24 protein-coding genes are annotated in these 25534 nt (G+C 64.6%); 20 read left to right on the forward strand and 4 right to left on the reverse strand.

The features are described from left to right. The first annotated feature begins 6 nt into the window (after positions 1-6). The 12 genes from murG (at position 7) to dnaE (ending at position 13357) form a co-directional block, all read left to right on the forward strand. Positions 7-1107 carry an undecaprenyldiphospho-muramoylpentapeptide beta-N-acetylglucosaminyltransferase gene (gene murG, locus ACQCSV_RS08605; RefSeq protein WP_354222875.1) on the forward strand — a complete coding sequence of 367 codons (1101 nt, stop codon included), beginning with the start codon at positions 7-9 and terminating at the stop codon, positions 1105-1107. After that, positions 1104-2480: a UDP-N-acetylmuramate--L-alanine ligase gene (murC, locus tag ACQCSV_RS08610; RefSeq protein WP_426939470.1), complete on the forward strand. Its 1377-nt coding sequence runs from the start codon at positions 1104-1106 to the stop codon at positions 2478-2480. Before murG ends, murC begins: the two co-directional genes overlap by 4 nt. Next, the gene (locus ACQCSV_RS08615) at positions 2473-3402 is read left to right on the forward strand and encodes a cell division protein FtsQ/DivIB (protein ID WP_426939471.1); all 930 of its coding nucleotides are present in this window, start codon (positions 2473-2475) and stop codon (positions 3400-3402) included. Before murC ends, ACQCSV_RS08615 begins: the two co-directional genes overlap by 8 nt. 186 nt (positions 3403-3588) lie before the next feature. Further along, complete coding sequence (gene ftsZ / locus ACQCSV_RS08620) at positions 3589-4821, forward strand: cell division protein FtsZ (protein WP_354222879.1); 1233 nt, start codon at positions 3589-3591, stop codon at positions 4819-4821. A gap of 8 nt (positions 4822-4829) precedes the next feature. Then, positions 4830-5519, forward strand: a complete 690-nt coding sequence (locus ACQCSV_RS08625) for a polyphenol oxidase family protein (protein WP_354222881.1) — start codon at positions 4830-4832, stop codon at positions 5517-5519. Then, positions 5512-6252, forward strand: a complete 741-nt coding sequence (locus ACQCSV_RS08630; RefSeq protein ID WP_354222883.1) for a YggS family pyridoxal phosphate-dependent enzyme — start codon at positions 5512-5514, stop codon at positions 6250-6252. The genes ACQCSV_RS08625 and ACQCSV_RS08630 overlap by 8 nt, the downstream gene beginning before the upstream one ends. An 88-nt stretch (positions 6253-6340) precedes the next feature. Beyond that, positions 6341-6871, forward strand: coding sequence for a cell division protein SepF (locus ACQCSV_RS08635; protein ID WP_426939472.1), 531 nt, complete (start codon positions 6341-6343; stop codon positions 6869-6871). A gap of 120 nt (positions 6872-6991) precedes the next feature. After that, complete coding sequence (locus ACQCSV_RS08640; protein ID WP_185263229.1) at positions 6992-7279, forward strand: YggT family protein; 288 nt, start codon at positions 6992-6994, stop codon at positions 7277-7279. A 177-nt stretch (positions 7280-7456) separates the two neighbouring features. Then, positions 7457-8146 (forward strand): DivIVA domain-containing protein, encoded by a 690-nt coding sequence (locus ACQCSV_RS08645; RefSeq protein WP_354154356.1) that lies wholly within the window; start codon positions 7457-7459, stop codon positions 8144-8146. Between the two features lie 93 nt (positions 8147-8239). Further along, a complete protein-coding gene (gene lspA / locus ACQCSV_RS08650) occupies positions 8240-8830 on the forward strand; it encodes a signal peptidase II (protein ID WP_354154355.1) in 591 nt (196 codons plus the stop codon). Beyond that, positions 8823-9749, forward strand: coding sequence for an RluA family pseudouridine synthase (locus ACQCSV_RS08655; protein WP_354154354.1), 927 nt, complete (start codon positions 8823-8825; stop codon positions 9747-9749). The genes lspA and ACQCSV_RS08655 overlap by 8 nt, the downstream gene beginning before the upstream one ends. A 50-nt stretch (positions 9750-9799) precedes the next feature. Further along, positions 9800-13357 carry a DNA polymerase III subunit alpha gene (gene dnaE / locus ACQCSV_RS08660; protein ID WP_426939473.1) on the forward strand — a complete coding sequence of 1186 codons (3558 nt, stop codon included), beginning with the start codon at positions 9800-9802 and terminating at the stop codon, positions 13355-13357. A gap of 14 nt (positions 13358-13371) precedes the next feature. Here the strand turns inward: dnaE and ACQCSV_RS08665 are convergent, their stop codons facing one another. Beyond that, complete coding sequence (locus tag ACQCSV_RS08665) at positions 13372-13869, reverse strand: flavin reductase family protein (RefSeq protein WP_354154352.1); 498 nt, start codon at positions 13867-13869, stop codon at positions 13372-13374. 158 nt (positions 13870-14027) lie between these two features. Here ACQCSV_RS08665 and ACQCSV_RS08670 point away from each other — a divergent pair, with 158 nt between their 5' ends. The 3 genes from ACQCSV_RS08670 (at position 14028) to nrdR (ending at position 16605) form a co-directional block, all read left to right on the forward strand. After that, positions 14028-14561 (forward strand): hypothetical protein, encoded by a 534-nt coding sequence (locus ACQCSV_RS08670; RefSeq protein WP_354154351.1) that lies wholly within the window; start codon positions 14028-14030, stop codon positions 14559-14561. 9 nt (positions 14562-14570) lie between these two features. After that, positions 14571-15947 carry a histidinol dehydrogenase gene (hisD, locus tag ACQCSV_RS08675; protein WP_426939474.1) on the forward strand — a complete coding sequence of 459 codons (1377 nt, stop codon included), beginning with the start codon at positions 14571-14573 and terminating at the stop codon, positions 15945-15947. A 151-nt stretch (positions 15948-16098) separates the two neighbouring features. Then, entirely contained in the window at positions 16099-16605 is a 507-nt protein-coding gene (gene nrdR, locus ACQCSV_RS08680) for a transcriptional regulator NrdR (protein ID WP_354154349.1), read from the forward strand. A 77-nt stretch (positions 16606-16682) separates the two neighbouring features. Here nrdR and ppgK read toward each other — a convergent pair whose 3' ends face one another. Further along, positions 16683-17486: a polyphosphate--glucose phosphotransferase gene (gene ppgK, locus ACQCSV_RS08685; protein ID WP_185263238.1), complete on the reverse strand. Its 804-nt coding sequence runs from the start codon at positions 17484-17486 to the stop codon at positions 16683-16685. A gap of 57 nt (positions 17487-17543) precedes the next feature. Continuing rightward, entirely contained in the window at positions 17544-18422 is an 879-nt protein-coding gene (map, locus tag ACQCSV_RS08690; protein WP_426939475.1) for a type I methionyl aminopeptidase, read from the reverse strand. 120 nt (positions 18423-18542) lie between these two features. On the opposite strand from map, the gene ACQCSV_RS08695 reads away from it, so the two are divergent. Then, positions 18543-18707 carry an SPOR domain-containing protein gene (locus ACQCSV_RS08695; protein WP_185263240.1) on the forward strand — a complete coding sequence of 55 codons (165 nt, stop codon included), beginning with the start codon at positions 18543-18545 and terminating at the stop codon, positions 18705-18707. A 63-nt stretch (positions 18708-18770) separates the two neighbouring features. Here ACQCSV_RS08695 and panB read toward each other — a convergent pair whose 3' ends face one another. Further along, entirely contained in the window at positions 18771-19676 is a 906-nt protein-coding gene (gene panB, locus ACQCSV_RS08700; protein ID WP_426939476.1) for a 3-methyl-2-oxobutanoate hydroxymethyltransferase, read from the reverse strand. 263 nt (positions 19677-19939) lie between these two features. Between panB and glnA the strand changes: the two genes are divergently transcribed. From glnA to ACQCSV_RS08720, 4 genes are all read left to right on the forward strand, one after another. Further along, a complete protein-coding gene (gene glnA, locus ACQCSV_RS08705) occupies positions 19940-21280 on the forward strand; it encodes a type I glutamate--ammonia ligase (protein WP_282330620.1) in 1341 nt (446 codons plus the stop codon). A 6-nt stretch (positions 21281-21286) separates the two neighbouring features. Continuing rightward, the gene (locus ACQCSV_RS08710) at positions 21287-24298 is read left to right on the forward strand and encodes a bifunctional [glutamine synthetase] adenylyltransferase/[glutamine synthetase]-adenylyl-L-tyrosine phosphorylase (protein ID WP_426939477.1); all 3012 of its coding nucleotides are present in this window, start codon (positions 21287-21289) and stop codon (positions 24296-24298) included. A 66-nt stretch (positions 24299-24364) separates the two neighbouring features. Further along, positions 24365-24808: a VOC family protein gene (locus ACQCSV_RS08715; RefSeq protein WP_354154345.1), complete on the forward strand. Its 444-nt coding sequence runs from the start codon at positions 24365-24367 to the stop codon at positions 24806-24808. Further along, on the forward strand, positions 24787-25332 hold the full coding sequence (locus ACQCSV_RS08720) for a GNAT family N-acetyltransferase (RefSeq protein ID WP_426939548.1): 546 nt from the start codon (positions 24787-24789) through the stop codon (positions 25330-25332). Before ACQCSV_RS08715 ends, ACQCSV_RS08720 begins: the two co-directional genes overlap by 22 nt. The last annotated feature ends 202 nt before the right edge of the window (positions 25333-25534 follow it).

The following is a 25534-nucleotide window of genomic DNA, read 5'->3' on the forward strand; positions in this document are numbered from 1 at the left end:
CTCCAGATGACTTCCCAGAACCTGTCCATTGTCCTGGCGGGCGGCGGAACCGCCGGCCACATCAGCCCACTGCTCGCTATCGCGGCCGCCCTGCGTGCGGCTGCGCCCGGTGTTAGGCTGCTCGCCGTGGGCACACCTGCCGGCATGGAAAACCGGCTGGTGCCCGCCGCCGGCCTGGAACTGGCCACCATCGACCGGGTGCCGTTTCCGCGGAAACCTTCCGTTGATTTGCTCAGGCTGCCTGCACGGCTGGCCGGGGCGGTCAGGCAGTCCGGACGTATCCTCGATGAAGCCTCGGCCGACGTCCTGGTGGGTGTCGGCGGCTACGTCTGCACACCGCTGTACCTCGCTGCCCGGCGCCGGGGAATCCCCATCGTGATCCACGAAGCCAATACCAGGCCAGGCCTGGCCAACCGGGTGGGATCGTTCCTGACACGTCACGTGGCCACCGCGTTCGTCACCACGCGCCTGCGCCACGCCCGCCATGTGGGCATGCCCATGCGGACCGAAATCTCCAGCCTGGACCGGGACGCTGCCCGGGCCGCCGCCCGCGTAGCCCTGGGCCTGGATCCCACCATGCCCACCCTGATTGTGACCGGCGGTTCCTCCGGGGCCCAAAGCATCAACCGTGGGGTGGCCGCCGCCGTCCAGGACCTTGGCGCGGCAGGAATCCAGACCTTCCACATCACCGGCCGCGGCAAGCCGGTTTTGGGGCCGGACGGCGCGCCCCTCGCTGTACCGGGCTACCGGCAGGTGGAATACGTGGACGGCATGGAACAGGTGTACGCCGCCGCGGACGTGCTGCTTGCGCGGTCCGGCGCAGCCACCGTCTGCGAAGTGGCCGCCGTCGGAGTTCCTGCGGTCTTTGTCCCGCTGCCAATCGGCAACGGCGAACAGGCACTCAACGCGGAGGGGCTCGTGAACGCCGGCGGCGCACTTCTGGTCCCGGATAAGGACTTCACCGCGAAGTGGGTGGCGAGCCATCTGATCCCCCTGGTCACCGACCCCGGACGCCTTGCCACCATGGCCGCAAGCTCGCGACGCCTTGGCATCAGAAACGCCGATCAGCGCATGGCTGATCTTGTCCTGGAAGCGGTATCCGCATGAACCCCGCAAGCATCCGCAGCCAGGAGTCCCTGGGCCGCGTCCATTTCATCGGCATCGGCGGGGTGGGAATGTCCGCTGTGGCCCGCATTATGGTCGCCCGCGGGGTCGCCGTCAGCGGATCGGACGCGAAGGACCTTCCGGTCATGGCGGAGCTGGCAGCTGCCGGCGCGAGGATCGCGGTGGGATACGCCGCAGCCAACCTGGGCGATGCCCAGACCGTGGTGGCCGGCTCGGCGATCCGTGCGGACAACCCCGAACTCGTGGCCGCGCGGGCGGCTGGCCTGCCGGTGCTGCACCGTTCGGAGGCGCTGGCGGCCACCATGGGGGACGACCTCGTGGTGACTGTGGCAGGTACTCATGGAAAGTCCACCACCACCTCCATGATCACCGTCCTGCTCCAGGGTGCCGGGGTGGATCCGTCGTTTGCCATTGGCGCCAACGTGCCTGCGCTCGGCGTCAATGCCGCCCACGGCACCTCAGCGGTCTTTGTGGCCGAAGCGGACGAATCCGACGGGTCCTTCCTGAACTACAGGCCCAGGATTGCCGTGGTTACCAATGTCGAGCCCGACCATCTGGACCACTACGGCACTGCCGAGGCCGTCTACGAGTCCTTCGACCGCTTTACGGCGCTGCTCCCGGCCGGCGGGGTCCTGATTGCCTGCGCCGATGACGCGGGCGCAGCGGCCCTCGCAGAGCGAACGCTCGCGCGCGGCAATACCCGGGTGGTGTTGTACGGCACCTCGGGCGGGTCGGATCTGGTACTGCACGACGGCGGCCCGGGGGATGTGGCGGTCTCCTCACCCGCCGGACGGTTCGCCCTAAACCTGCAGGTCCCGGGCCGTCACAACGCGCTGAACGCCGCCGCCGCCGTAGCCGTTGCGCTGGAGCTGGGGGTCGACGCCGAAGCTGCCGCAGGTGCCCTGGCGCACTTCTCGGGCGCTTCCCGGCGCTTTGAACTGAAAGGGGAGGTGCGCGGCGTGCGCGTCTATGACGACTATGCCCACCATCCCACCGAGGTCCGGGCCGCCCTGACGGCTGCCCGGTCCGTGGCAGGCGGGCACCGCGTCCATGTCCTGTTCCAGCCGCACCTGTTCTCCCGCACCAGGGCGTTTGCCACGGAGTTCGCGGCAGCGTTGAACCTTGCGGATACCGCTCTGGTCCTGGACATCTACCCCGCGCGCGAAGATCCCATCCCGGGCGTCACCAGCCAGCTCATCGTCGAACATCTGGCCGCCGGCGGACGGCTGGTGGAGTCGGGCAAAGCGGTCGCTGCCCTTACGGACGTGGCCGGTCCCGGCGACATCATCCTGACCGTCGGGGCAGGGGACGTGACGGCTTTCGGGCCGCAGGTAGTGCAGGCACTCGGTGGGTAGTCCGCGCCGGCCCACCTACGCTTCACCGGGCAGGCGGCAGCCACCCGCGCCAGCGGAACCGGAGGTCATCTCGGCGTCCAAAAGCGCCCCGGAAGCGGATACGCCCTCTTCGCCTGGCCGCATAAGAGTGCAGGCCGCTGGCCGCAAGCGGTCAGCGGAAGAGGTGCCAGCGGGCCCTGAGAAGGCACCGGCAGGCGCTGACAATGTGCTGGTATTCCCGGAGCCGCCCGGAAAACGCCGCAAACGGAACATCCTGGTGACGCTGGGCGTTGTCCTGGCGCTGGTCTGCGCGCTGCTGGCCGCCGCAATCTTCTCGCCGGTCCTTGCCGTAGGCACTGTATCGGTGTCCGGGACGCAGCTCGTCACGACGGCGCAGGTCCAGGCCGCACTGGAACCGCTGAAGGGCAAGCCCCTGCCCCAGATCAGCGATGAGGAGGTCAGCCGCCTCCTGGCGCCCCTCGTTCAGATTAAATCCGTCTCAACCCAGGCGCGGCCGCCGTCAGGATTGGTGGTCCGGGTGCTGGAGCGGGTTCCGGTGGCACTTGTCAAGCAGGGGGAGCAGTACCAGCTGGTGGATGTGGACGGCGTGGTGCTGGCCAGCCCCGCGGACCCGGCCGGGGTTGCCTTGCCCGTGATCGACGGCGGCGCCGGAGCGATCGGCAAGGACCTTTTTCAGGCCACTGCAGCGGTCCTCGGTGCACTCCCCCTGGACGTGCTGTCGAGACTGTCCAACGCGTCCGCGCAGTCGGTGGATGCCGTGGAGCTCAAATTGGTGGACGGCCAGACCATTATTTGGGGGAATGCGGGGGAGAAGGAGCTCAAAGCCAAGGTGCTCGAAGCCCTGCTCAAGGTTCCCGCGGACCCGAAGAACCCCGTCCGTGTGTACGATGTGAGCGCGCCCCGGCATCCGGTGACGCGCTGACCGCTTTATTTACCGGGTATTCGCGCGACACGCGGCTCCGGTTATTGAATGTCTGAACCATAGGAAATAGCGTTCCAGACATGAGTTACTTGACATAACTATAACCTTCAACTCGAAGGTTAAGGTTCGAGCTTCAAGCCCGACTCCACAGTTTTCGCAATAGGACACGAACAAGGGACACGTAACGTGGCAGCTCCGCAGAACTACTTGGCCGTCATCAAGGTCGTCGGCATCGGCGGCGGTGGCGTGAACGCAGTCAACCGCATGATCGAGGTCGGCCTCCGGGGTGTTGAATTCATCGCCATCAATACAGATGCCCAGGCTCTGCTCATGAGCGACGCCGATGTCAAACTCGACGTCGGACGCGAACTGACACGCGGACTCGGTGCAGGCGCCAACCCCGAGGTGGGCAAGCAGGCTGCGGAGGACCACGCCGACGAAATCGAAGAGGTCATCCGCGGCGCGGACATGGTCTTCGTCACCGCCGGTGAAGGCGGTGGTACCGGAACCGGAGGCGCCCCCGTCGTTGCGCGCATCGCGCGCTCCTTGGGTGCGCTGACCATCGGCGTTGTTACCCGTCCGTTCACTTTCGAAGGCCGCCGCCGTGCGGGCTCCGCCGAGGCCGGCATCGACGCCCTGCGCGACGAAGTCGACACCCTGATCGTGATCCCGAACGACCGCCTCCTGTCCATCAGCGACCGCAACGTCTCCGTCCTGGACGCTTTCCGCTCCGCTGACCAGGTGCTCCTCTCCGGTGTCCAGGGCATCACGGACCTCATTACCACTCCCGGCCTGATCAACCTTGACTTCGCGGACGTCAAGTCGGTCATGCAGGGTGCCGGCTCCGCACTCATGGGCATCGGCTCCGCCCGCGGCGAAGACCGCGCGGTGAAGGCCGCGGAACTGGCTATCGCGTCCCCGTTGCTGGAAGCCTCCATCGACGGCGCCCACGGTGTCCTGCTCTCCATCCAGGGCGGTTCCGACCTCGGCTTGTTCGAAATCAACGAAGCTGCCCGCCTGGTCCAGGAAGTGGCCCACCCGGAAGCCAACATCATCTTCGGTGCCGTGATCGACGACGCACTCGGTGACGAGGCCCGCGTCACGGTCATTGCCGCTGGTTTTGACGACGTCAAGGCCACCTCTCCTTCGATGGACCAGTCGCAGCCGCAGGTTGCTCCGCAGCGGCCCGCAGCGGCCCCCGCTCCGGCCCAGGCGCCCACGTCGGGTGGCAGCCACCAGCATAACGTCCAGCCGGTTCACGCAGGCGTTGGTGCGTCAGGCCTCAGCAACTGGGGCCAGCAGCGCCCGTCGGTGGTCCCCGCCGATTCAGGCTTCGACGTCGACCTGCCCTCAGTTGTGGAGCCGGACCTCTCGGGGAACCGCGCCGATGACCTGGATGTCCCCGACTTCCTGAAGTAGGGCCCGGGTTGTTCTATTGGCGGGCCGAAGTCTCTGCTGGCGTAAGCGTGGCGTTTACAGACATCCAGGCCGGCAATCTCGCCCTGCACGTCGGCGACAATGCCGGCCGCGTTCTCCAGCGCCGCGAGGCGTTGGAGAACGCGGCCGGCATAACCCGTGGGTCCCTCCGGTTCATGGAACAGGTCCACGGCACGTCCGTTGAAATGATGGAGCCGGCCACGCCGCCGGCGACCGCCGACGCCATGGTGTCGCGGGGACTGCCGCTGGCGGTCATGGTGGCTGACTGCATCCCCGCGGTGCTGGTGGGTCAGGGGCCGGGCGGTCCGGTGCTCGCCGCCGTTCACGCAGGCCGGCCGGGGATAGAAAACGGAATTCTCCCGGCGGCAGCGGCACGTATGCGCTCAGCCGGGGCCACCGGCATCCGCGCCTGGCTGGGCCCGTCAATCTGCGGACGTTGCTATGAAGTGCCGGCCGACCTGCGCGGCCACGTGGCAGAGCAGGTACCCGCAACGTGGGCCGCCACATCCTGGGGCACACCGGCCCTTGATCTCCCGGCGGGGGCGAAAAGCCAGCTTGAAGCAGCCGGGGTTTTCATTGAATATGCGGGCCCGTGCACGCTCGAGTCCGACGAACTCTTCTCCTACCGAAGGTCCCGCCGCACCGGGCGCTTTGCCGGACTGGTGTGGTCGCATGAATGAGGATGTGGTGGAGGACGATCCGGCGCGGATGGCTGATCTGGCGGAACGCCTCGGCGCCGTGCAGCGTCGTATTGAAGCCGCCCTCCAGGATTCAGGCCGGGCAGGGGATCGGCCCACGCTGATTGTGGTCACCAAGTTCCACCCGGCCGCGGATATCAGGCTTCTCGCCGCGCTGGGCGTCCGCGACGTCGGCGAGAACCGGGATCAGGAAGCCTCTTCGAAGGCGGACGAACTGGCGGGCCTCGGCCTCAACTGGCACTTCGTCGGGCAGTTGCAGAGCAAAAAAGCGAAATCCGTGGCCAAATATGCCCGCGCGCTCCATTCGGTGGACCGGCTGGCCCTGGTGGAGGGCCTGGAGCGCGCCATTGCGGCGGAACAGGAGCGGACGGGCCGGGGAGCCCTGGAATGCTTCATCCAAGTCAGCCTCGACGACGACGCCGGCGCCCACCGCGGCGGCGCGGCTGCGGCGGAGGTGCCGCTCCTGGCGGAGCGGTTGGCGGCCGCGGCAGGACTGGAACTGGCGGGTGTTATGGCCGTCGCCCCGTTGGGTACCGGCCCGGCGGCAGCCTTCGAAAAGCTGGCAGCCATCTCGGCGCGCTTAGTGGCCGAGCATCCCGGCGCAACGGCCATCTCGGCCGGCATGAGCCAGGACCTGGAAGCGGCCATCCGTTTCGGTGCGACACACCTGCGGATCGGTTCGGATATTCTCGGATCGCGTCCTGACGTGGGGTAGCGTCGAAACCATAGGAAGTGAGTGGCGGGGGATTCAAGGCTGTCAAGTCATTGGGCGGCCCGCCTACGGACACGATTAGGAGTCGACCATGGCCGGCGCTCTGCGCAAGACAATGATCTATCTTGGGCTCGCCGATGGCGATGAACACTACGAGTCCGAGCACACCACAACACGTAAGGACGAGGACGATTCGATGGAAGTTGACCGCGAGGAACGCCGTGCACCGGCACCCGTCCGCGATGTCAGCCGCGAGCCATCTCACGCCCCCGAAGAGGAATACCGCGCACCAGTGACCCCCATCAAGCGTGCGGCCTCGAGCCGCGAAGAACCGTCCGGGCTTCGGCAGATCACCACGATCCACCCACGGTCCTATAATGACGCCAAGCTCATAGGTGAGAGTTACCGGGACGGCATTCCTGTCATCATGAACGTGACCGACATGGGCGAAGCGGACGCGAAGCGACTCGTCGATTTCTCGGCCGGTCTGGTTTTCGGCCTCCGGGGCAGCATCGAACGCGTCACCAACAAGGTTTTCCTGCTGTCGCCGTCCTACATTGAAGTCATTGGCGATGACAAAAAGGTCAGCGAGACCCAGGCCAGCTTCTTCAATCAAAGTTAGCCCTGAGCTTATTCCGGATGCCAGACAGGTACACCTGTCTGGCATCTGTGCTGAAATAGACAAGAAACATTGGCAAGGCGCCGCGGTATCGGGAATGGACATGGAGATATGAGTTAAGTCATGGGAATTATTTTCGGACTTGTCTATATCGCCCTTTTGCTGTTCTTCGTGGCGTTGATCATCCGGCTGGTTTTCGACTGGGTCCAGATGTTTGCCAAGGGATGGCGTCCGCGTGGTATTGCCCTTGTGGTGGCCCACACTGTGTATTCGATCACCGATCCGCCGCTGAAGGGGCTCCGTAGGCTGATCCCGCCGTTGAGGCTCGGAGGGGTGACCTTGGACCTCGGGTTTCTGGTCCTGTTCATCGGCGTGAGCATCGCGATGGCGGTCACCAGGGGTTTCGCGTAATCTTCGACAAGACCTAGCAGAGCAGGCGGAGTTCCTGGAATTGGAACTCCCTCTGAGCTGCGAAGAAATCTCCGGTTTGACACTCAGTGTTGAATTAGAGGAACCAGACAATATTTAGGTACCGTAGTTTTGACGGCCGGAAGGCCTACTGACTAACTAGACCAATGAGGTGACCAGATGGCTTTGACGCCAGAAGACGTTGTCAACAAGCGCTTTCAGCCGACCAAGTTCCGCGAAGGCTACGACCAGGATGAAGTTGATGACTTCCTGGACGAGATCGTTGTGGAACTCAGGCGCCTGAACCAGGAGAACGACGAGCTCCGCAAGAAGCTTGCAGAATCAGGTTCCGGCGTGCCGGCCAGCTCGGCTGCGTCCGCCCCCGTGGTCGAGAAGGTTCCCGCCCCCGTCAAGGCTGACAAAGTTGAGTCTCCGGCGAAGGCTGGAGTTGAGACTAAAACTCCCGACGCTGCCAAGAAGAAGGAAGCCGAGCCGGCCGCACCTGTTGCAGTCGTTCCGGCTGCGGCGCCCGCCGCCGGGAGCTCGGTTTCGGCCGAGTCCGCTGCAGGACTGCTCGCCATGGCGCAGCAGATGCATGACCGTCACGTCGCCGACGGTCAGTCCCAGAAGGACAAGATCATCGCCGAGGCCCAGATCGAGGCCAGCAGCCTTGTCAACGATGCCCAGGAGAAGTCCCGGAAGATCCTCGGCGCCCTTGAGCAGCAGCGCTCCGTCCTGGAACGCAAGGTAGAGCAGCTCCGTGGCTTCGAACGCGACTACCGCTCACGCCTGAAGGCCTACATTGAAGGCCAGCTTCGCGACCTTGACGCCCGCGGTTCCGTAGCGGCCCCGGAGGTTGAAGCGAACTAGTTCGCCAAGCACGTATTCTGAGAACCGGTGGCTGAGGATTCCTCGGCTGTCGGTTTTTGGGATTTAACATCGGTTTCACAAAATGAAAGCACCATGACTGACCACATCGCCGCTGACGCCGCAAACCCTTCTCCCTCATCGGCCCGACCCCGGCGGGCACTCCTGCTCTCGCTCTTCGCTGGCTTTGCGGTCTTTGCGTACGTCCTGGACCAGCTGACAAAACTGTGGGTGACGTCCTCGATGGTGGAGGGTGAACGTATCCCGGTGCTGCCGCCGCTCCTGCACTGGTACTTCATCCGAAATTCCGGAGCCGCATTTTCGATCGGTGAAAATGTCACCTGGGTGTTCTCCATCATCATGGCCGGCGTCGCCATCGCCATCCTGTTCCAGGTGCGTAAGCTGGGCTCGGCCTGGTGGTCGCTGGCACTGGGCCTTCTCCTGGGCGGTGCCCTGGGCAACCTGACGGACAGGCTCTTCCGGGAGCCCTCGTTCGGCATGGGGCATGTGGTGGACTTCATCCAACTGCCGAATTTTGCGATCTTCAACATCGCCGATTCCGCCGTGGTTTCAGCAGTAGTCATCATCTGCATCCTGACGTTGCGGGGGATCGCCCTTGATGGCTCACGGCACGACGCGGCACCACGGAACGAGGCGGCCCAGCCGAAGGACACGGACGGTGTCTGAGCGTGTGGTGGTCGCCGACGAAGTCGGTGGAACACGGGCGGACGCCGGGCTCGCCAAGCTGATGGGGATTTCCCGGTCGATGGCCGCGACCCTCATCGCCGAGGGCAACGTGGTGAGCCGCGGCAAGAAGCTCGGCAAGTCCGCGCGGTTGGTTACCGGCGATGTCCTGGAAGTGACGGTGCCTGAACGACGGGACCCGCTCGAAGTGGTGGAGGAAGTTGTGGAAGGCCTGAATATCCTGCTGGACGACGACGAATTTGTTGTTGTGGACAAGCCAGTGGGCGTTGCCGCCCATCCATCCCCCGGCTGGGTAGGCCCCACCGTGGTTGGCGGGCTCGCCGGAGCCGGATTCCGGATCTCGACGTCGGGTTCCCCCGAGCGGGTGGGGATCGTGCACCGGCTCGACGTCGGCACGTCCGGGGTAATGGTGGTGGCCAAAACGGAGCGCGCCTATACGGCCCTGAAGCGGGCCTTCAAGGAGCGCACCGTGGACAAGGTCTACCACGCGGTGGTCCAGGGGCTACCGGACCCGCTGGAGGGCACCATCGACGCGCCAATCGGGCGCCACCCCGGACACGACTGGCGCTTTGCGGTGATCGAAGACGGCAGGCCGTCGATCACGCACTATGAGGTGTTGGAAGCGTTTGGCAAAGCCACCCTGGTGGAGGTGCACCTTGAGACCGGGCGCACACACCAGATCCGTGTCCACTTTTCGGCGCTGCGGCACCCATGCGCGGGAGATCTTACCTACGGGGCGGATCCTCGGCTCGCCGCCACCCTGGGCCTGACCCGGCAATGGCTCCATGCCCGGCAGCTCGGCTTCGACCACCCGGCAACGGGGGAGCGCGTCATCGTGACCAGCGAATACCCGCAGGATCTGGCCTTTGCCCTCGCAGTCCTGGAGTCGGGGGAAGCCTAGCAGCGGCTTCGCTGGGCCTTGGGCGGCCGGCCAGCGCTTAGAATGGTGCGGTGACTTCCAGCAATGCCTCGTTCGTCCATCTCCATAACCACACCGAATACTCCATGTTGGACGGCGCAGCCCGCTTGGGTGAGCTCTTCAACGAGACTGAACGCCTCGGGATGCCGGCACTGGCCACCACCGACCACGGATACCTGTTCGGGGCTTTCGATTTCTGGAAGCGCGCCACGGACCAAGGGATCAAGCCGATTATCGGTGTGGAAGCCTACGTCACCCCCGGTACTGCGCGCACGGACAAAAGCCGTGTCCGCTGGGGCGAGGAACATCAGCGCAAGGACGACATCTCCGGCGGTGGTTCTTACACCCACATGACGCTGTTGAGCTATAACAACGTCGGTATGCGCAACCTCTTCCGGGCTTCGTCCATCGGCTCGCTGGACGCAGTTTTCGGCAAATGGCCGCGTTTGGACCGTGAGCTCCTCAACACATACTCCGAGGGCCTGATCGCCACCACGGGCTGCCCTTCGGGGGAGGTCCAGACCCGGCTGCGGCTGGGCCAATACCGCGAGGCCTTGGAAGCCGCCTCGGAATTCCGCGACATTTTCGGTGCGGAGAACTATTTCTGCGAACTGATGGACCACGGCCTGGACATCGAACGACGGGTCACGGGAGACCTGCTGAGGCTCGCCAAGGATCTGAACCTGCCGCTGGTGGCCACCAACGACCTTCACTACACGCACGAACATGACGCCAAGGCACACGAGGCACTGCTTGCGATCCAGTCAGGTTCCACGCTGCTGGAGCCGTCCTATGACAACGGCGGCTCCCGCTTTGCTTTCTCGGGCAGCGGCTACTACCTTAAGTCCCCGCAGGAGATGCGGGAGCTGTTCAGGGACCACCCGGATGCTTGCGACAACACCCTGCTGATCGCCGAGCGCTGCGATGTCTCGTTCAACACCGGCGCAAACTACATGCCGCGGTTTCCATGCCCGCCGGGCGAGGACGAGACATCCTGGCTGGTCAAGGAAGTTGCCACGGGACTGGAATACCGGTACCCGGGCGGTGTCCCGGACAAAGTCCGCACCCAGGCGGACTACGAGCTCGAAGTTATCACCTCCATGGGCTTCCCGGGATACTTCCTGGTGGTGGCCGACTTCATCAACTGGGCGAAGAAGAACGGCATCCGCGTCGGTCCCGGCCGCGGCTCCGGCGCCGGCTCCATGGTGGCGTACGCCATGCGCATCACGGACCTTGATCCGCTCCATCACGGCCTGATCTTTGAGCGGTTCCTTAACCCTGACCGGGTGTCCATGCCTGACTTTGACGTTGACTTCGATGACCGGCGCCGGTCCGAGGTCATCGACTATGTGACCCGGAAATACGGCGACGAGCGCGTGGCAATGATTGTCACGTACGGCACCATCAAAACCAAGCAGGCGCTGAAGGACTCCTCCCGTGTGCTGGGCTACCCGTTCAGCATGGGGGAGCAGCTGACCAAGGCGCTCCCGCCGGCAGTGATGGCCAAAGACATCCCGCTCGCCGACATCCAGAACAAGGACTCAAAGCGCTACAGCGAGGCCGGTGACTTCCGGCAGCTGATCGCCACCGATCCCGAGGCCGCGAAGGTCTTTGAGACCGCCCTCGGCATTGAGGGGCTGAAGCGCCAGTGGGGCGTGCACGCCGCTGGCGTCATTATGTCCTCGGACCCCATCATCGACGTCATCCCGGTCATGCGCCGTATCCAGGACGGCCAGGTGATCACGCAGTTCGACTACCCCACATGTGAGGGGCTGGGCCTGATCAAGATGGACTTCCTCGGCCTGCGGAACCTGACGATCATTTCCGACGCCCTGGAGAACATCAAACTTAACCGCGGCCTGGACCTGGACCTGGACAGCCTGGCACTGGATGACGTGGCCTCCTATGAACTGCTGGCCCGGGGCGACACCCTGGGTGTTTTCCAGCTTGATGGCGGTCCCATGCGGTCCCTGCTGAAGCTGATGAAGCCTGACAACTTCGAGGACATCTCCGCCGTGCTGGCTCTATACCGGCCCGGTCCGATGGGCGCGAATGCGCACACCGACTACGCGCTGCGCAAAAACGGGATCCAAGAAGTCATCCCCATCCACCCCGAGCTCAAGGAACCGCTTGCTGAAATCCTTGGCGGGACCTACGGACTGATCGTTTATCAGGAGCAGGTGATGGCCGTAGCCCAGAAACTCGCCGGCTATTCGCTCGGGCAGGCAGACATCCTGCGGCGCGCCATGGGCAAAAAGAAGAAATCCGAGCTGGACAAGCAGTTCGCCGGATTCTCCCAGGGAATGCAGGACAACGGCTACTCCATGGCCGCAGTGAAGACCCTGTGGGACATCCTGCTGCCGTTCTCCGACTACGCCTTCAACAAGGCCCACTCGGCCGCGTATGGCGTGATCTCCTACTGGACCGCGTACCTGAAGGCGCACTTTGCGCCGGAGTACATGGCTGCCCTGCTGACGTCTGTCGGGGACGACAAGGACAAATCGGCAATCTATCTCAACGAATGCCGGCGCATGGGAATCACCGTGTTGCCGCCGGACGTGAACGAATCCGCGCTGAACTTCACTCCGGTAGGCACCGACATCCGATTCGGCATGGGCGCCATCCGCAACGTGGGCGTCAACGCCGTCGAAGCGATGGTGGGCGCGCGCGAGAAGGAAGGCGCCTACACGTCCTTCAAGGACTACCTCATGAAGGTTCCCGCGGTGGTCTGCAACAAGCGGACCATTGAATCCCTGATCAAGGCCGGAGCCTTCGATTCCCTCAACCACCACCGGCGTGCGCTGGCGATGATCCATGAGGAGGCCATCGACTCTGTGATCACGCTCAAGCGAAACGAAGCAATCGGCCAGTTCGATCTCTTCGCCGGTTTCGAGGAGGCAGAATCCGAAGCGTCGCTGAGCATCGAGATCCCCGACCTGCCGGAATGGGAGAAGAAGGACAAGCTCTCCTTTGAGCGCGACATGCTTGGCCTGTATGTGTCAGACCACCCGCTGCAGGGCCTGGAAGGACTCCTCAGCCAGCACGCGGACCAGTCCATCACCTCGATCATCGGCGAAGACGGGCCGCACGACGGCGCCATCATCACCATCTCCGGCATGATCACCTCGCTTAGCCGCAGGATCGCCAAGGCGAGTGGCAACGCCTATGCCCGGGCCGAAATCGAAGACCTCGGCGGTTCGATGGAGGTGATGTTCTTCGGCCAGGTCTATGGCCCCATCGCGTCGGTCCTTGCCGAGGACCTGATCGTAGTGGTCAAAGGCCGCCTGCAGCGGCGGGACGACGGTGCCGTGGCACTGAACTGCATGGAACTGTCCGTTCCGGACCTCAGTGAAGGAACCAACGGCCCCGTGCTCATTTCGATTCCCACGCACAAGGCGACCGAGGCTGTTGTCACCGAACTGGGCGATGTCCTTCGGAACCATCGGGGGAACTCGGAGGTCAGGCTGCACCTGCAGGGCGACACCCGGACGGAAGTCATGGGGCTGCCCGTCCATCTCAGGGTCAACCCCAGTCCGTCACTGTTCGGTGACCTGAAGGTGCTCCTGGGCCCAACCTGCCTGGATAACTAGGTTCCGGTGCGCCATCAGATCTGGTAGTCCAGGGGGACCGGCTGGCCATAGCCGCCGGCGTGGTACAGGAGCGGCGAGCCGTCGTCGCCCACTTCGCCGTCCACAACCTCGACAACCACCACGGCATTGTTCTCGAAGGAGAGCCGCATCTGGATCTTGCCGATCAGCCAGCCGGCGACGTCTTTGAGGATCGGGACCTCGTGCGGGCCAAGTTTCCAGTGGTCCCCGTCGAACCTGTCCTTGGTGCGCGCGAAGCGGTCTGCAAGCGCCTGGTTTTCCAGGCCGAGCATGTGGACACCTAGGTGGGTGGCGTTGGCTACGGCCGGCCAGGAACTTGAACTGCGGGCCATATTGAACGTGAACCGCGGCGGCTGCGCGGAAAGTGACGCCACGGACGTGGCGGTGAAGCCGTAGGGCTCGCCCTGGTAGTTCACGGTGATGATGGCGACCCCGGCCGCATGCCGCCGGAACATTTCCTTGAACGTGCCCTCGAACGGCGTTTTGTCTGTCATCGTAAAATTTGCTCCCTGGAAAGCAGGCTGAAATGGTCTCTTCCTTAAGGGTATTAGTCCCCGCCGGACAGGGAGCAATCCCTTGACCCGGCACGTCATCTGTCAAGACTGCCCACGTCATCTGACCGGACACGCCGAGATTTGTTAAGGTTTGTTTCATGAGAGAACACTTCAGCCGCCGGTCCGCCCGGCTGCCGTGGAAATGCTTTGCCGCTGCTGCTGCCGGTGGTGTTCCTGTCGGCCTGTTGTGGTGGCTGCTTGCCCCAGGTGGCTTGAACCTGATCACGCGCGACCCCGCCCTGGCAGCCGGGACCAACCCGGACGTATGGCTGCCCAGGGACCTCACCCTTGCTGGACTTTGTGTGTTCGCAGGGTGCCTGGTTGCCGTGTTCCTGGCGGATAAGGGCGCCCGCGATGAGCAGGCGGTCTTTCTCCTGGGCCTGGCCGGCGGACTGGGCGGGGCGCTGATCGCGTGGCCGACCGGCGTTCTTGCGGGCCAGCTATGGGGCGGACCCGCAGACACGTCGGTCAACGCAAGCGTCGCGTTCACGCTCCGGTCCCTGCCCGTGCTTATTTTGTGGCCAGCCGCGACTGCCGCGTCCGTGTTTGTCCTAAGCCTGGTGAACCTGCTCAAGAGTGGGCCCGGGAGCACGGGCACGCCGGTAGCCGAAGGCAGCGCGCCCGGCGCGTAAAATGGACCGGTGACCATTTCTCCTGAATTTCCAGCCACACCCACTGCCGCCGCTGTCAGCTTCCGGACAGTCGACCTTCGCGGCAGGGGTCTGACCCTCGCCGGTTTGCGCGCCGCTGTTCCCCGGGCGCGGCAGCACACCGTGGCGGACGCGGAACAAAAGGTAGTGGACATCATCAAGGCCGTCCGCACGGACGGCTTCACCGCCCTCAGCGACCTGGCACTCCGTTTCGACGGAGTCCAGCAGGTCCACCCGCGGGTCCCGGCAGCCTCCCTGGCCCGGGCGCTGGCGGGGCTGGATCCGGCGGTCCGCGGCGCGCTGGAAGAATCCATCAGCCGCGCCCGGCGCTTCGCGGACGGGCAGCGGCCGCGTGATCTCGACGTTGAACTCGGCGACGGCGCGCTGGTGAGCCAGAATTGGGTTCCGGTTTCTCGGGTGGGTTTGTACGTGCCCGGTGGCCTTGCCGTATATCCGTCGTCGGTCATCATGAATGTTGTCCCGGCCCTGGCTGCGGGAGTACAGTCCATCGCCCTGGCATCACCGCCGCAGAAAGATTTCGGCGGCCTCCCGCACCCCACCATCCTTGCGGCAGCGGCCCTGCTCGGTATCGACGAGGTCTACGCCATCGGCGGTGCACAGGCAATCGCTGCCTTCGCCTACGGCGTGGAGGCCAACGACTCCGGGCCCGCTTTGGAACCCGTTGATGTAGTCACGGGTCCGGGAAACATTTTTGTGGCGACGGCGAAGCGCCTGGTCAAGGGTGTGGTGGGAATCGATTCCGAGGCCGGAACCACCGAAATCGCCATCCTGGCTGATGCGACGGCGCAACCTGACCTCGTGGCAGCAGACCTGATCAGCCAGGCGGAGCACGATCCCCAGGCGGCTTCCGTGCTCATCACGGACTCGGAGGACCTTGCCGCGGCAGTCCGCACCGAACTGGACCGGCAGGCGGCCGGCACTAAGCACTCCGCGCGCGTACGTGAGGCACTGTCCGGCCCGCAGTCGGGAGTGGTCCTGGTGGAGGACCTGGAACAAGGCATCGCCGCGTGTGACGCCTACGCTGCTGAACACCTTGAAATCATGACCGCGGATGCGCTGGCGGTAGCTGCCCGGATCCGGAACGCCGGCGCGATCTTTGTGGGGGACTATAGTCCTGTCAGCCTGGGCGACTACTGCGCCGGCTCCAACCACGTCCTGCCCACCAGCGGGACGGCGGCGTTTTCCTCCGGACTGAACGTGACCACCTTCCTGCGTGCCATCCAGGTCATCAACTACAGCCGGGCCGCGCTGCAGGAAGTCAGCGGCCACATTGTGAGCCTGTCCGGTGCCGAGGACCTGCCGGCGCACGGTGAAGCTGTCACGGCACGCTTCCGTCATACCCGCTGATGCAGACGGTCTCCGGCGCAGACTACAGTTACCACTACATGTGGTAATGACAGGATTGTTATTCCGCAACATGTAGTCGTAAACTGAGAGGCGGAGAGGTCTGCCGGGGCCGGAAACATCGGCACCGGAAGACATCGAGGGAGGGGACACCATGTACTGTCCATTTTGCCGCAATCCGGACTCCCGCGTTGTGGACAGCCGGATGGCCGATGACGGCTCGGCCATCCGCCGCCGCCGGCAGTGCCCGGAATGCGGCCGCCGGTTTACGACCGTGGAGACCACCAGCCTTTCGGTGATCAAACGCTCCGGAGTGGGTGAACCGTTCAGTCGCAGCAAGGTTATCAACGGCGTGCGTAAGGCATGCCAGGGCAGGCCGGTCAGCGAAGATGACCTGGCGCTCCTGGCCCAGGAGGTGGAGGAGCAGATCCGCGCTTCTGGCGCGGCCGAGATCGACGCCCATGAAGTTGGCCTGATCATCCTTGGTCCGCTGCAGAAGCTTGACCAGGTGGCCTACCTTCGCTTTGCGAGCGTGTACCAGGCGTTCGAATCCCTCGAGGATTTCGAGACCGCCATTGCACTGCTCCGCCATGAATCAGTGGAAGAAGGAACGCAACGCTCGGCGGCGGCCGCCAAGAGCTCCGAAAAGAGCCCCCTTTAAACTCCGGTGGCGGCCGCGGAGGGGAAGCCGCCGCCACCACCGGCACCGGCTGCCCTCGGGCGCCGGTCATTAGCCGGTTATTTTGTGAGTTTGTGTTTCACGGCAATTTCGACGGCGGCGCCGACGATCCCGGCCTCATTCTTGAGTTCGGCCGGCACAATCGGGGTTCGCAGTTTCATGTGCGGCAGGTATTCGTCGGCGCGCTTGGAGATGCCGCCGCCCACGATGAACAGTTCAGGCGAGAAGAGAAATTCCACGTGGGAGAAGTAGCGTTGCAGCAGCACGCTGTATTCCTCCCAGGTCAGTCCGTCCCGTTCACGGGCCACCGCTGAGGCCTTGCTTTCGGCGTCAAAGCCGTCGATCTCCAGGTGCCCCAGTTCCGCGTTGGGGACGAGACGTCCGTCGAAGATGAATGCCGAGCCGATTCCGGTGCCCAGGGTGATGACTAGGACAGTTCCGTCCACGCCTTTGCCCGCGCCGTAACGGGCTTCCGCCAGGCCGGCGGCGTCGGCGTCGTTGATTACCTCCACCGGGCGGCCAAGCCGTGCGGTGAGCAACGCGTCAATATCGGTGTTGAGCCAGCTCTTGTCAACGTTAGCCGCCGAATGGACCACGCCATGCTGGATGATGCCGGGGAAGGTGACGCCCACGGGCGAGTCCGCGGCCGGAGCCTCCGGGCGGCTTGAAAGCTCGGCAACCACCTGCGCCACAACGTCCGCTACGGCGTCAGGGGTGGCGGGCTGGGGCGTAGGCACGCGGAACCGCTCACCCAGGAGCTTGCCCTTTTTCAGGTCGACGATGCCGCCCTTAATTCCCGTGCCGCCGATGTCAATGCCGATCAGCGGGGCGTTCTTGTGCGACTTCTCGTCCTTCTTGGCCAATGTTGTTCCGTTCGTGGCTGGGCGGGCTGGTCGGCCGGGCGGCTGACCGGGGAAATTTCAGGGGAGCGTGAGGATTTCGGCGCCGGACTCTGTCACCAGCAGGGTGTGCTCAAACTGGGCGGTCCGCTTGTGGTCCCGGGTGACAACTGTCCAGTCGTCTTCCCACATGTCCCATTCGATGGTGCCGAGTGTCAGCATGGGTTCGATGGTGAACACCATGCCGGTCTCGATCACAGTGTTGTAGGCCGGAGCCGCATCATAGTGCGGGATGATCAGGCCCGTATGGAACGCTTCGCCGACGCCGTGGCCGGTGAAGTCCCGCACCACGCCGTAGCCGAAACGCTTGGCGTACGACTGGATGGCGCGGCCGATCACGTTGATCTCCCGGCCGGGGGCCACGGCTTTGACGGCGCGGTTGAGGGATTCCCGGGTGCGCTCCACCAGCAGGCGCGATTCGTCGTCCACCTCACCCACCAGGAAGGTGTGGTTCGTGTCGCCGTGCACCCCGTTTATATATGCCGTGATGTCGATATTGAGGATGTCGCCGTCCTGGACCACGGTGCTGTCCGGGATGCCGTGGCAGATCACTTCATTCAACGACGAGCACAGGGACTTCGGGAACCCGCGGTAGCCCAGTGTGGACGGATAGGCCTTGTGGTCCAGCAGGAATTCGTGACCCACCTTGTCCAGCTGGTCGGTGGTCACACCGGGCTTGATGTGGTTGCCCACCTCAACGATGGCCTGTGCGGCGATCCGGCTGGCGATCCGGATTTTCTCTACAGTCTCGGCGGACTTGATCTCGGAGCCGGTGAACTTGGCCGGGCCGGGCTTGCCCACGTATTCCGGTCGCGTGATGGACGCTGGAACGGCGAGCTGCGGGCTCACGGTTCCCCGGGTAAGGGTGCCGGTGGGTGCAGTCGAGGCTAGGGAAGGCATAGATTGATCATATAAGGCACCGCATTAGGCCAAGTAACTGGAAGCCCTAAGCTGTCCGCGTCGACGTTTAAGTTACGTGGATCACGGCCGGGCCTCCGCCAGCCGGAACTAGGAGCACCGATGACTGAGTACTGGTACAACGTAAACACCCACGAGGTGGAAGAAGACGCACTCTCGGACTGGAGCCAGCTGATCGGCCCCTACAAAACGCGGGAAGAGGCCGAACACGCCCTCGAAAAGGTCCGGGCCAGGAATGAGTCGTGGGAAAAGGGCGATGACGACTGAACTGCACTCATCTGCCGCCCGTGACGTGCCAGCGGCCAGAACGAGCCCGCGACCTGCCGGGGCCTAGAAAGAGTGTTCCGGGCCGGGGAACGCACCTGTTCGGACCTCGTCGCCGTACGCCTTCGCCGCGTCGCTGAGGGTAGTGCGCAGGTCAGCGTACTGTTTGACGAACTTCGCCATCCTGCCACCGCGCAACCCGGCCATGTCCTGCCACACCAGCACTTGCCCCGTGGTGGCATTGCCCGCGCCGATCCCGACAGTCGGCACGCTGACCGCTGCGTCAACGGCGGCTGCTGTGGCCGCCGGAACCATTTCCATCAGGACGGCGAACGCCCCCGCCTCAACCAGCGCCGTTGCGTCGTCAATCAGGCGCTGCGCATCTTCCCCGCGGCCCTGGACCCGGTAACCGCCCAGCGCGTGTTCACTCTGCGGGGTGAAGCCGATATGGGCCATGACCGGGACGCCGGCCTGGACCATGGCGCGGACGGTTTCCGCGTAGTATTTTCCGCCCTCGATCTTCACGGCATGGGCCAGCCCTTCCTTGAGGAACCGGACGCCTGTTTCGACACCCTGCTGCGCCGAAACTTCGTAACTGCCGAACGGCAGGTCTGCCACCACCAGGGCGCGCTTGGCGGACCGCGCCACGGCGCGGCAGAGGGGGAGGAGCTCATCCACCGTGACGGGCAGGCTGGTCTCGTTGCCGAAAACGTTGTTGGATGCCGAATCGCCCACCAGGAGGACCTCGATGCCGGCCTGGTCGAAGATCTCCGCGCTGTACTGCTCATAGGCGGTCAGCATGGCGAAGCGTTTACCGTCCCGCTTGGCCTGCTGCAGGTGGTGGATGCGCACCCTGGGTGCGGGCTTCGCATTAATTTCCGACGACGGTGCCTGCTCCGGTGCAGGTCCGGTTCCGTAGGGTGCGTGTACTTCAGCGGACGCGCTTGACTCAGAGCTATTGGTGGAGTCCATGGCAAGAGCGTAATGCGGCACCGGCAGTCCTAGCCACCGCAGACGGGCCAGCGGACCGTGATCCGTGTCATATTCAGGTGCCCGTCGGGGCATATTTGCCACCCGTGGGTGCGGCCGGCCGTGGTTGCCGTGTTAACGCTGTGTTACGCGCGGTGCGGTCGCCCGCATTGGAGCCGATTGCTTAGTAAAGTAATGGTGAACTGCTGCCGGCCGCCGCTTCCGCGGGCCCGGGGCATGAACGATTGACCGGAGAAGAGGCCATCATGGACCGCCAGCAAGAGTTTGTCCTGCGCACAATCGAGGAACGCGACGTACGGTTCGTACGTTTGTGGTTCACCGACGTCGTAGGTTCACTCAAATCGGTGGCACTTGCCCCGGCCGAGGTCGAAGGGGCCTTTGAGGAGGGACTCGGTTTCGACGGTTCAGCCATCGAAGGCTTGGCGCGCGTGTTCGAATCGGACATGCTGGCACAACCGGATCCGTCCACCTTCCAGATCCTGCCGTGGCGTGGCGAGACGGAACAGACGTCGAGAATGTTCTGCGACATCCTGACTCCGGACGGCGAACCGTCGGCCGCGGATCCCCGCAATGTCCTCAAGCGCACGCTGGCCAAGGCCGCGGACATGGGCTTTACGTGCTACACCCACCCGGAGATCGAGTTCTACCTCCTCAAGTCCCAGCAGCCCGGGCCCGACGGCGCGCCCATACCCGTTGACGAGGGCGGCTATTTTGACCACGTGCCCGGCGGCGTGGCGCAGGACTTCCGCCGCACGGCCGTGACCATGCTGGAATCCGTGGGTATTTCGGTGGAGTTCAGCCACCATGAAGCCGGTCCCGGCCAGAACGAGATCGACCTGCGCTACGCGGACGCCCTGCAGACCGCGGACAACATCATGACCTTCCGCACGGTGATCAAGGAAGTGGCCCTCCAGCAGGGCACTTACGCCACGTTTATGCCCAAGCCCTTCACCGACCACCCCGGCTCCGGGATGCACACGCACTTCTCGCTGTTCGAAGGTGACGCTAACGCTTTTTATGAGGCCGGCGCCGAATTCCAGCTCTCCAAAACCGCCCGCCAATTCATCGCAGGGATCCTGAAGCACGCCCCCGAATTCACCGCTGTGACCAACCAGTTTGTGAACTCCTACAAGCGGCTCTGGGGTGGCGGCGAAGCACCGAGCTACCTCAGCTGGGGGCACAACAACCGTTCGGCCCTGGTCCGGGTCCCGCTGTACAAGCCCGGCAAGGGCCAGTCGGCCCGCATCGAATACCGCGGCATTGATTCAGCAGCGAACCCCTACCTTGCCTATGCTGTCCTGCTGGGGGCCGGACTGAAGGGGATCGAAGAAGGCTACGAGCTGCCCGCCGCAGCAGAGGACGACGTCTGGTCACTGAGCTCCGCCGAGCGTCGCGCCATGGGCCACGACCCCCTGCCCGCCAGCCTTCACGATGCCATCAGGTCCATGGAGGACTCCGAGCTGATGCCGCAGATCCTCGGTGAGCAGGTCTTCGAGCACTTCCTGCGCAACAAGCGTGCCGAATGGCAGGACTACCGGCTCCAGGTGACGCCTTACGAACTGCAGCGCAACCTCGGCATTCTTTAGGCGGCGGTGAGCCTCGCACGCCGCCTCATCTCAGCCGGCTTCAGTGACCTGGAGAAGGGTGAGCGCTTCCTTGCTGCCCCGGAGCTGATTGGCCTTGACCCGGACAGGATTTTCGCCGGCCTGCAGCTGGCCGCCAACCCCGACACCGCCCTGCAGTCACTGGTGCGGCTGATTGAAAAGCACCCGGGTCTCCGGGAGCTGGCGGCGGCCGATCCGGAGACCAGCGAGCCGCTCTACAGGGTGCTCGGGGCCTCCGAAGCGCTCGGGGAATTCCTTATCCGGCACCCGGAACACCTCGATGCCTTCGAAGTCACCGCCAGTCCCGAGCCACTGCAGGCAGATCCGGAGCAGCTCCGCTCTGTGCTCCTGAAATCTGTCCGTGCGGAACCCTCGTCAGCCCGGCCCGTGGCAGGAGTGACCGGAACCGAAGCTTATGCGGCGCTGCGGTCGGCGTATCGCCGCGGGGTGGTGGACCTGGCGGTCAAGGACATGTGCGCCGCTGACCCGCTGGACTTTATGCCCGCCGTCGGGGCTGAGCTCGCTGATCTGGCGGGGGCCGCGATCGAAGCTGCGCTGGCAGTTTCCCGTGCCGAGGCTGCTGAGCAGTTCAGCGCCAGGGAAGTGGCCGCCGTCGGTCTGGCCGTCATCGGGATGGGCAAATGCGGAGCGCGGGAACTGAACTATATTTCCGACGTCGACGTCATCTACGTGATCGACGCCGGCGACCTCGATGACGCCCGTGCCAACACCATCGGCACAGCCTTGGCCGCCGGCATTTCCCGGGCCATCTCGTCGGTGGCACGTGAGCCCGGTCTCTGGGAAGTGGACGCCAACCTGCGGCCGGAGGGCAAGTCCGGCCCCCTGGTCCGAACCCTCGCGTCGCACGAAAGTTACTACGCGCGCTGGGCGGAAAGCTGGGAATTCCAGGCACTCCTGAAGGCCCGGACCATCGCCGGCGACAGGGACCTGGGGGAGCGCTACGAAAAGGCCGTGACTCCACTGATCTGGAGCTCCGCGGGCCGTGAAGGGTTTGTGGAGTCCGTGCAGGCGATGCGCCGCAGGGTCACAGAGCATATCCCGGCGGCGGAGGAACAGCGGCAGATCAAGCTTGGCCGGGGCGGCCTCCGGGACGTCGAGTTCACCGTGCAGCTGCTCCAACTGGTGCACGGAAAATCCGACGAAACCCTCCGCCGCAGGGATACCACCGCAGCCATTGCGGCCTTGTCCGCCGGGGGCTACATCGGCAGGACCGACGCCGCCGCTTTCGACCACGCCTACCGATACCTGCGGGTCCTGGAGCACCGCATCCAGCTGTTCCAGCTCCGGCGGACGCACCTGATGCCCGTGGGCGAGGCGGCACAGCGAGCCCTTGCAAAGGCAGTCCTTAGCCCTTTCTCCAATGACAGGCCACCGCCGGCTTCGCTGCTGGCCACCTGGCAGAAGACCAAACGCTCTGTCCGTGAACTGCACGAGCGTATTTTCTACCGGCCGCTGCTGAACACGGCAGCCAAACTTAGCACCGAAGACGCCAGGCTGACGCCTGAGGCCGCCCAGGGCCGCCTTGCCGCACTGGGCTATCGCGATCCGAGGGGAGCCATGCGGCACATTGAGGCGCTGACCGCAGGTGTCAGCCGGCGCGCGGCGTTGCAACGCCAGCTGTTGCCCATCCTGCTGGACTGGCTCGCCAGCGGCGTTGATCCCGACGCCGGGCTGCTCGCGTTCCGGCGCGTCAGTGAGGCCCTTGGCACTACCCACTGGTACCTGGGCATGCTCCGCGATTCCACCGCCGCGGCCGAACGGTTATGCAACGTTCTCGCCAACTCGCGGCTGATCGCTGACCTGTTGGAGGTGTCGCCGGAATCGGTGGCATGGCTGGGCACCAACAAGGACCTTGCGCCATTGAACTTCGAAGCCCAGTGGCAGGAAATCACGGCCAAAATGTCGCGGCACTCGGACCCGGAAAACGCCATCAGGCTGATCCGGCTGATCAGGCGCAGGGAGATCCTGCGGATCGCGATCGCCGATTCTGCCGGTCTGCTCAACCAGGACCAGGTGGGCGCGGCGCTGGCGGACACCGACCGGGCAGCGGTGCTGGGCGCCCTGCGTGTGGCCGAAGGAATCATCACCGCTGAGGGACCGCTGAAGACCGCGATGCTGGTGGTGGCCATGGGCCGGCAGGGCGGCCGCGAGATCGGCTACGGCTCCGACGCCGACGTGATGTACGTGCACCGCGCGTTGCCGGGCTATACCGACGAGGAGGCGCAGGATCAGGCGGCCCGGATTGTGGCCAAGGTCTCCAGCCTGCTCACACAGCCACTTAAACCGGCCATTATGGCCGAGCGTGTACTGCAGATGGACGCGGATCTTCGGCCCGAAGGCAAGAACGGCGCCATGGTCCGCTCCCTCGATTCGTTTGCCGAATATTACCGCCGCTGGTCGTTGATCTGGGAAGCGCAGGCGCTGTTGCGGGCCCGGCCCATGGCGGGCGACGACGCCCTGGCCGAGGACTTCCTGTCGCTCATCGACCCGATCCGGTACCCGGCGTCGATTTCGGAGCAGGATGTCCGGGAGGTGCGCAGGGTCAAGGCGCGGGTGGAATCGGAGCGGTTGCCGCGCGGGGCGGACCCCGCACGCCACTTGAAGCTTGGCCGCGGGGGGCTGAGCGACGTTGAGTGGCTGGTACAGCTGCTCCAGCTCCAGCACGCTGCCAAGCACCCGGAACTGCGGACAACGTCCACGGTGGAGGCCCTTGAAGCCGCGGCTTCACTGAACCTGCTCACGGCTGCCGACGCAAAGCTGCTGGCCGAGGCGTGGCGGCTCGCCAGCAGGATCCGGTCCGCCAACGTCATTTGGAGCGGCAGGGCTTCGGACCTGCTGCCATCTGCGCGGGGGGACCTGGAGGCGGTGGCCCGCTGGTGCGGCTACGCACCAGGCCACGCGGCCGTCCTGGAAGAGGACTACCTCCGGCTGAGCCGGCGTGCCCGGGGTGTGTTCGAGAAAGCCTTCTACGGCCATTAGCCGCTGTTTGGGTCCTCCCCGGAGGGCTGCAGACAGTCGCGGAGGCTCGGTGCTAGGTTGGGGGCCATGGCAACGCAAATTTATGTGAACCTGGCCGTTAAGGACCTGAAGCGGTCCGTCGATTTCTTCACCGCCCTGGGCTTCTCGTTCAACCCGGACTACACCGACGAAAACGCGACCTGCATGATCATCAACGACAACGCCTTTGTTATGCTCCTGGTAGAGGGATTCTTCAAGACCTTCACCTCCAGGGACGTGGCCGACGCCACCAGTTCCACCGAAGCCATCATGGCCTTTTCGGTAGACAGCAAGGAAGACGTCGACGCAACCATACGCAAGGCGTTGGCCGCTGGCGGCACCCCGTCGCAGGAGGTCCAGGACTACGGCTTTATGTACAACCACAGTTTCCAGGACCTGGACGGGCACCTGTGGGAGGTACTCTGGATGGACCCTGCCGGTCCACCTGCCGACGACGGAACCCCCGCCGGATCAGACGGACAGCCCACCTGAAAACCCGGGTTGATTCTGTCTGGCTCATCGCCCTGGATGACCTCGACGGTGATGCCCTTGCCATCCAGCTGGGTGAGGTAGCCAACCTTGAACTGGGCCCAGGACAAAGCAGCTTCGTGGGTGACCCGCTCCGCATGGTCCTGGCGGGACTGGAGGAGGATTCGCGGTTCCCGTATGTCGTGGAGGCTGCGGGCTACGCAGTCGGCGTGCTGACCCTCCAGGCCGGTGCCGCGCGCCTGGCCGGCTGGCCGGACGAGGATTCTGCGTGGCTGCTCCGCGGTTTCCTGATCGACAGGCGCCACCAAGGGCAGGGCCTCGGACCGCTGGCGGCCACGTCCGCAGTGGACGCCGCCGCGAAACTGACCGCCAGGCGCGGAACCCACGAGGCCGGCGTCGTGCTTTCCGTCAACGAAACCAACCAGGCCGGGCTGGCCGCATACCGGACCGCCGGCTTTGTGGACCAGGGGCAGTACCTGGGCGGCAGTTCCGGACCGCAACGGACCATGTACCGGGGCTTCACATAATAGTCTTCGGCGGTTTGCATTGCCTCCGGCTCAACATTGACGGATCATGTGGATTGGCGGTGTTCTTCAAACCTTGTTGGGGGGAAGGCTTGAAAAGTCTTCGTCTCGGGGAGCACATGTCAGGGGGCTGGCTCCTGGTCTCAGCACGTCTGGAGGCAGCCCCCACCTAAAGAGACAAAAAAGTCCGCCCGGGCTGCAGCTC

Source organism: Pseudarthrobacter sp. S3, assembly GCF_050156905.1.
Taxonomy (GTDB): Bacteria; Actinomycetota; Actinomycetes; order Actinomycetales; family Micrococcaceae; genus Arthrobacter.

Excerpts from the sequence above, each read along its gene's own strand:
- ACQCSV_RS08630 (WP_354222883.1), top strand. The coding sequence starts at position 5,512 with ATGAATGAGGATGTGGTGGAGGACGATCCGGCGCGGATGGCTGATCTG.
- panB (WP_426939476.1), bottom strand. The coding sequence starts at position 19,676 with ATGGACTCCACCAATAGCTCTGAGTCAAGCGCGTCCGCTGAAGTACAC.
- ACQCSV_RS08665 (WP_354154352.1), bottom strand. The coding sequence starts at position 13,869 with ATGACAGACAAAACGCCGTTCGAGGGCACGTTCAAGGAAATGTTCCGG.
- murC (WP_426939470.1), top strand. The coding sequence starts at position 1,104 with ATGAACCCCGCAAGCATCCGCAGCCAGGAGTCCCTGGGCCGCGTCCAT.
- murG (WP_354222875.1), top strand. The coding sequence starts at position 7 with ATGACTTCCCAGAACCTGTCCATTGTCCTGGCGGGCGGCGGAACCGCC.
- ACQCSV_RS08670 (WP_354154351.1), top strand. The coding sequence starts at position 14,028 with ATGAGAGAACACTTCAGCCGCCGGTCCGCCCGGCTGCCGTGGAAATGC.
- ACQCSV_RS08645 (WP_354154356.1), top strand. The coding sequence starts at position 7,457 with ATGGCTTTGACGCCAGAAGACGTTGTCAACAAGCGCTTTCAGCCGACC.
- ACQCSV_RS08695 (WP_185263240.1), top strand. The coding sequence starts at position 18,543 with ATGACTGAGTACTGGTACAACGTAAACACCCACGAGGTGGAAGAAGAC.
- ACQCSV_RS08635 (WP_426939472.1), top strand. The coding sequence starts at position 6,341 with ATGGCCGGCGCTCTGCGCAAGACAATGATCTATCTTGGGCTCGCCGAT.
- ACQCSV_RS08715 (WP_354154345.1), top strand. The coding sequence starts at position 24,365 with ATGGCAACGCAAATTTATGTGAACCTGGCCGTTAAGGACCTGAAGCGG.
- lspA (WP_354154355.1), top strand. The coding sequence starts at position 8,240 with ATGACTGACCACATCGCCGCTGACGCCGCAAACCCTTCTCCCTCATCG.
- glnA (WP_282330620.1), top strand. The coding sequence starts at position 19,940 with ATGGACCGCCAGCAAGAGTTTGTCCTGCGCACAATCGAGGAACGCGAC.
- nrdR (WP_354154349.1), top strand. The coding sequence starts at position 16,099 with ATGTACTGTCCATTTTGCCGCAATCCGGACTCCCGCGTTGTGGACAGC.
- map (WP_426939475.1), bottom strand. The coding sequence starts at position 18,422 with ATGCCTTCCCTAGCCTCGACTGCACCCACCGGCACCCTTACCCGGGGA.
- ACQCSV_RS08640 (WP_185263229.1), top strand. The coding sequence starts at position 6,992 with ATGGGAATTATTTTCGGACTTGTCTATATCGCCCTTTTGCTGTTCTTC.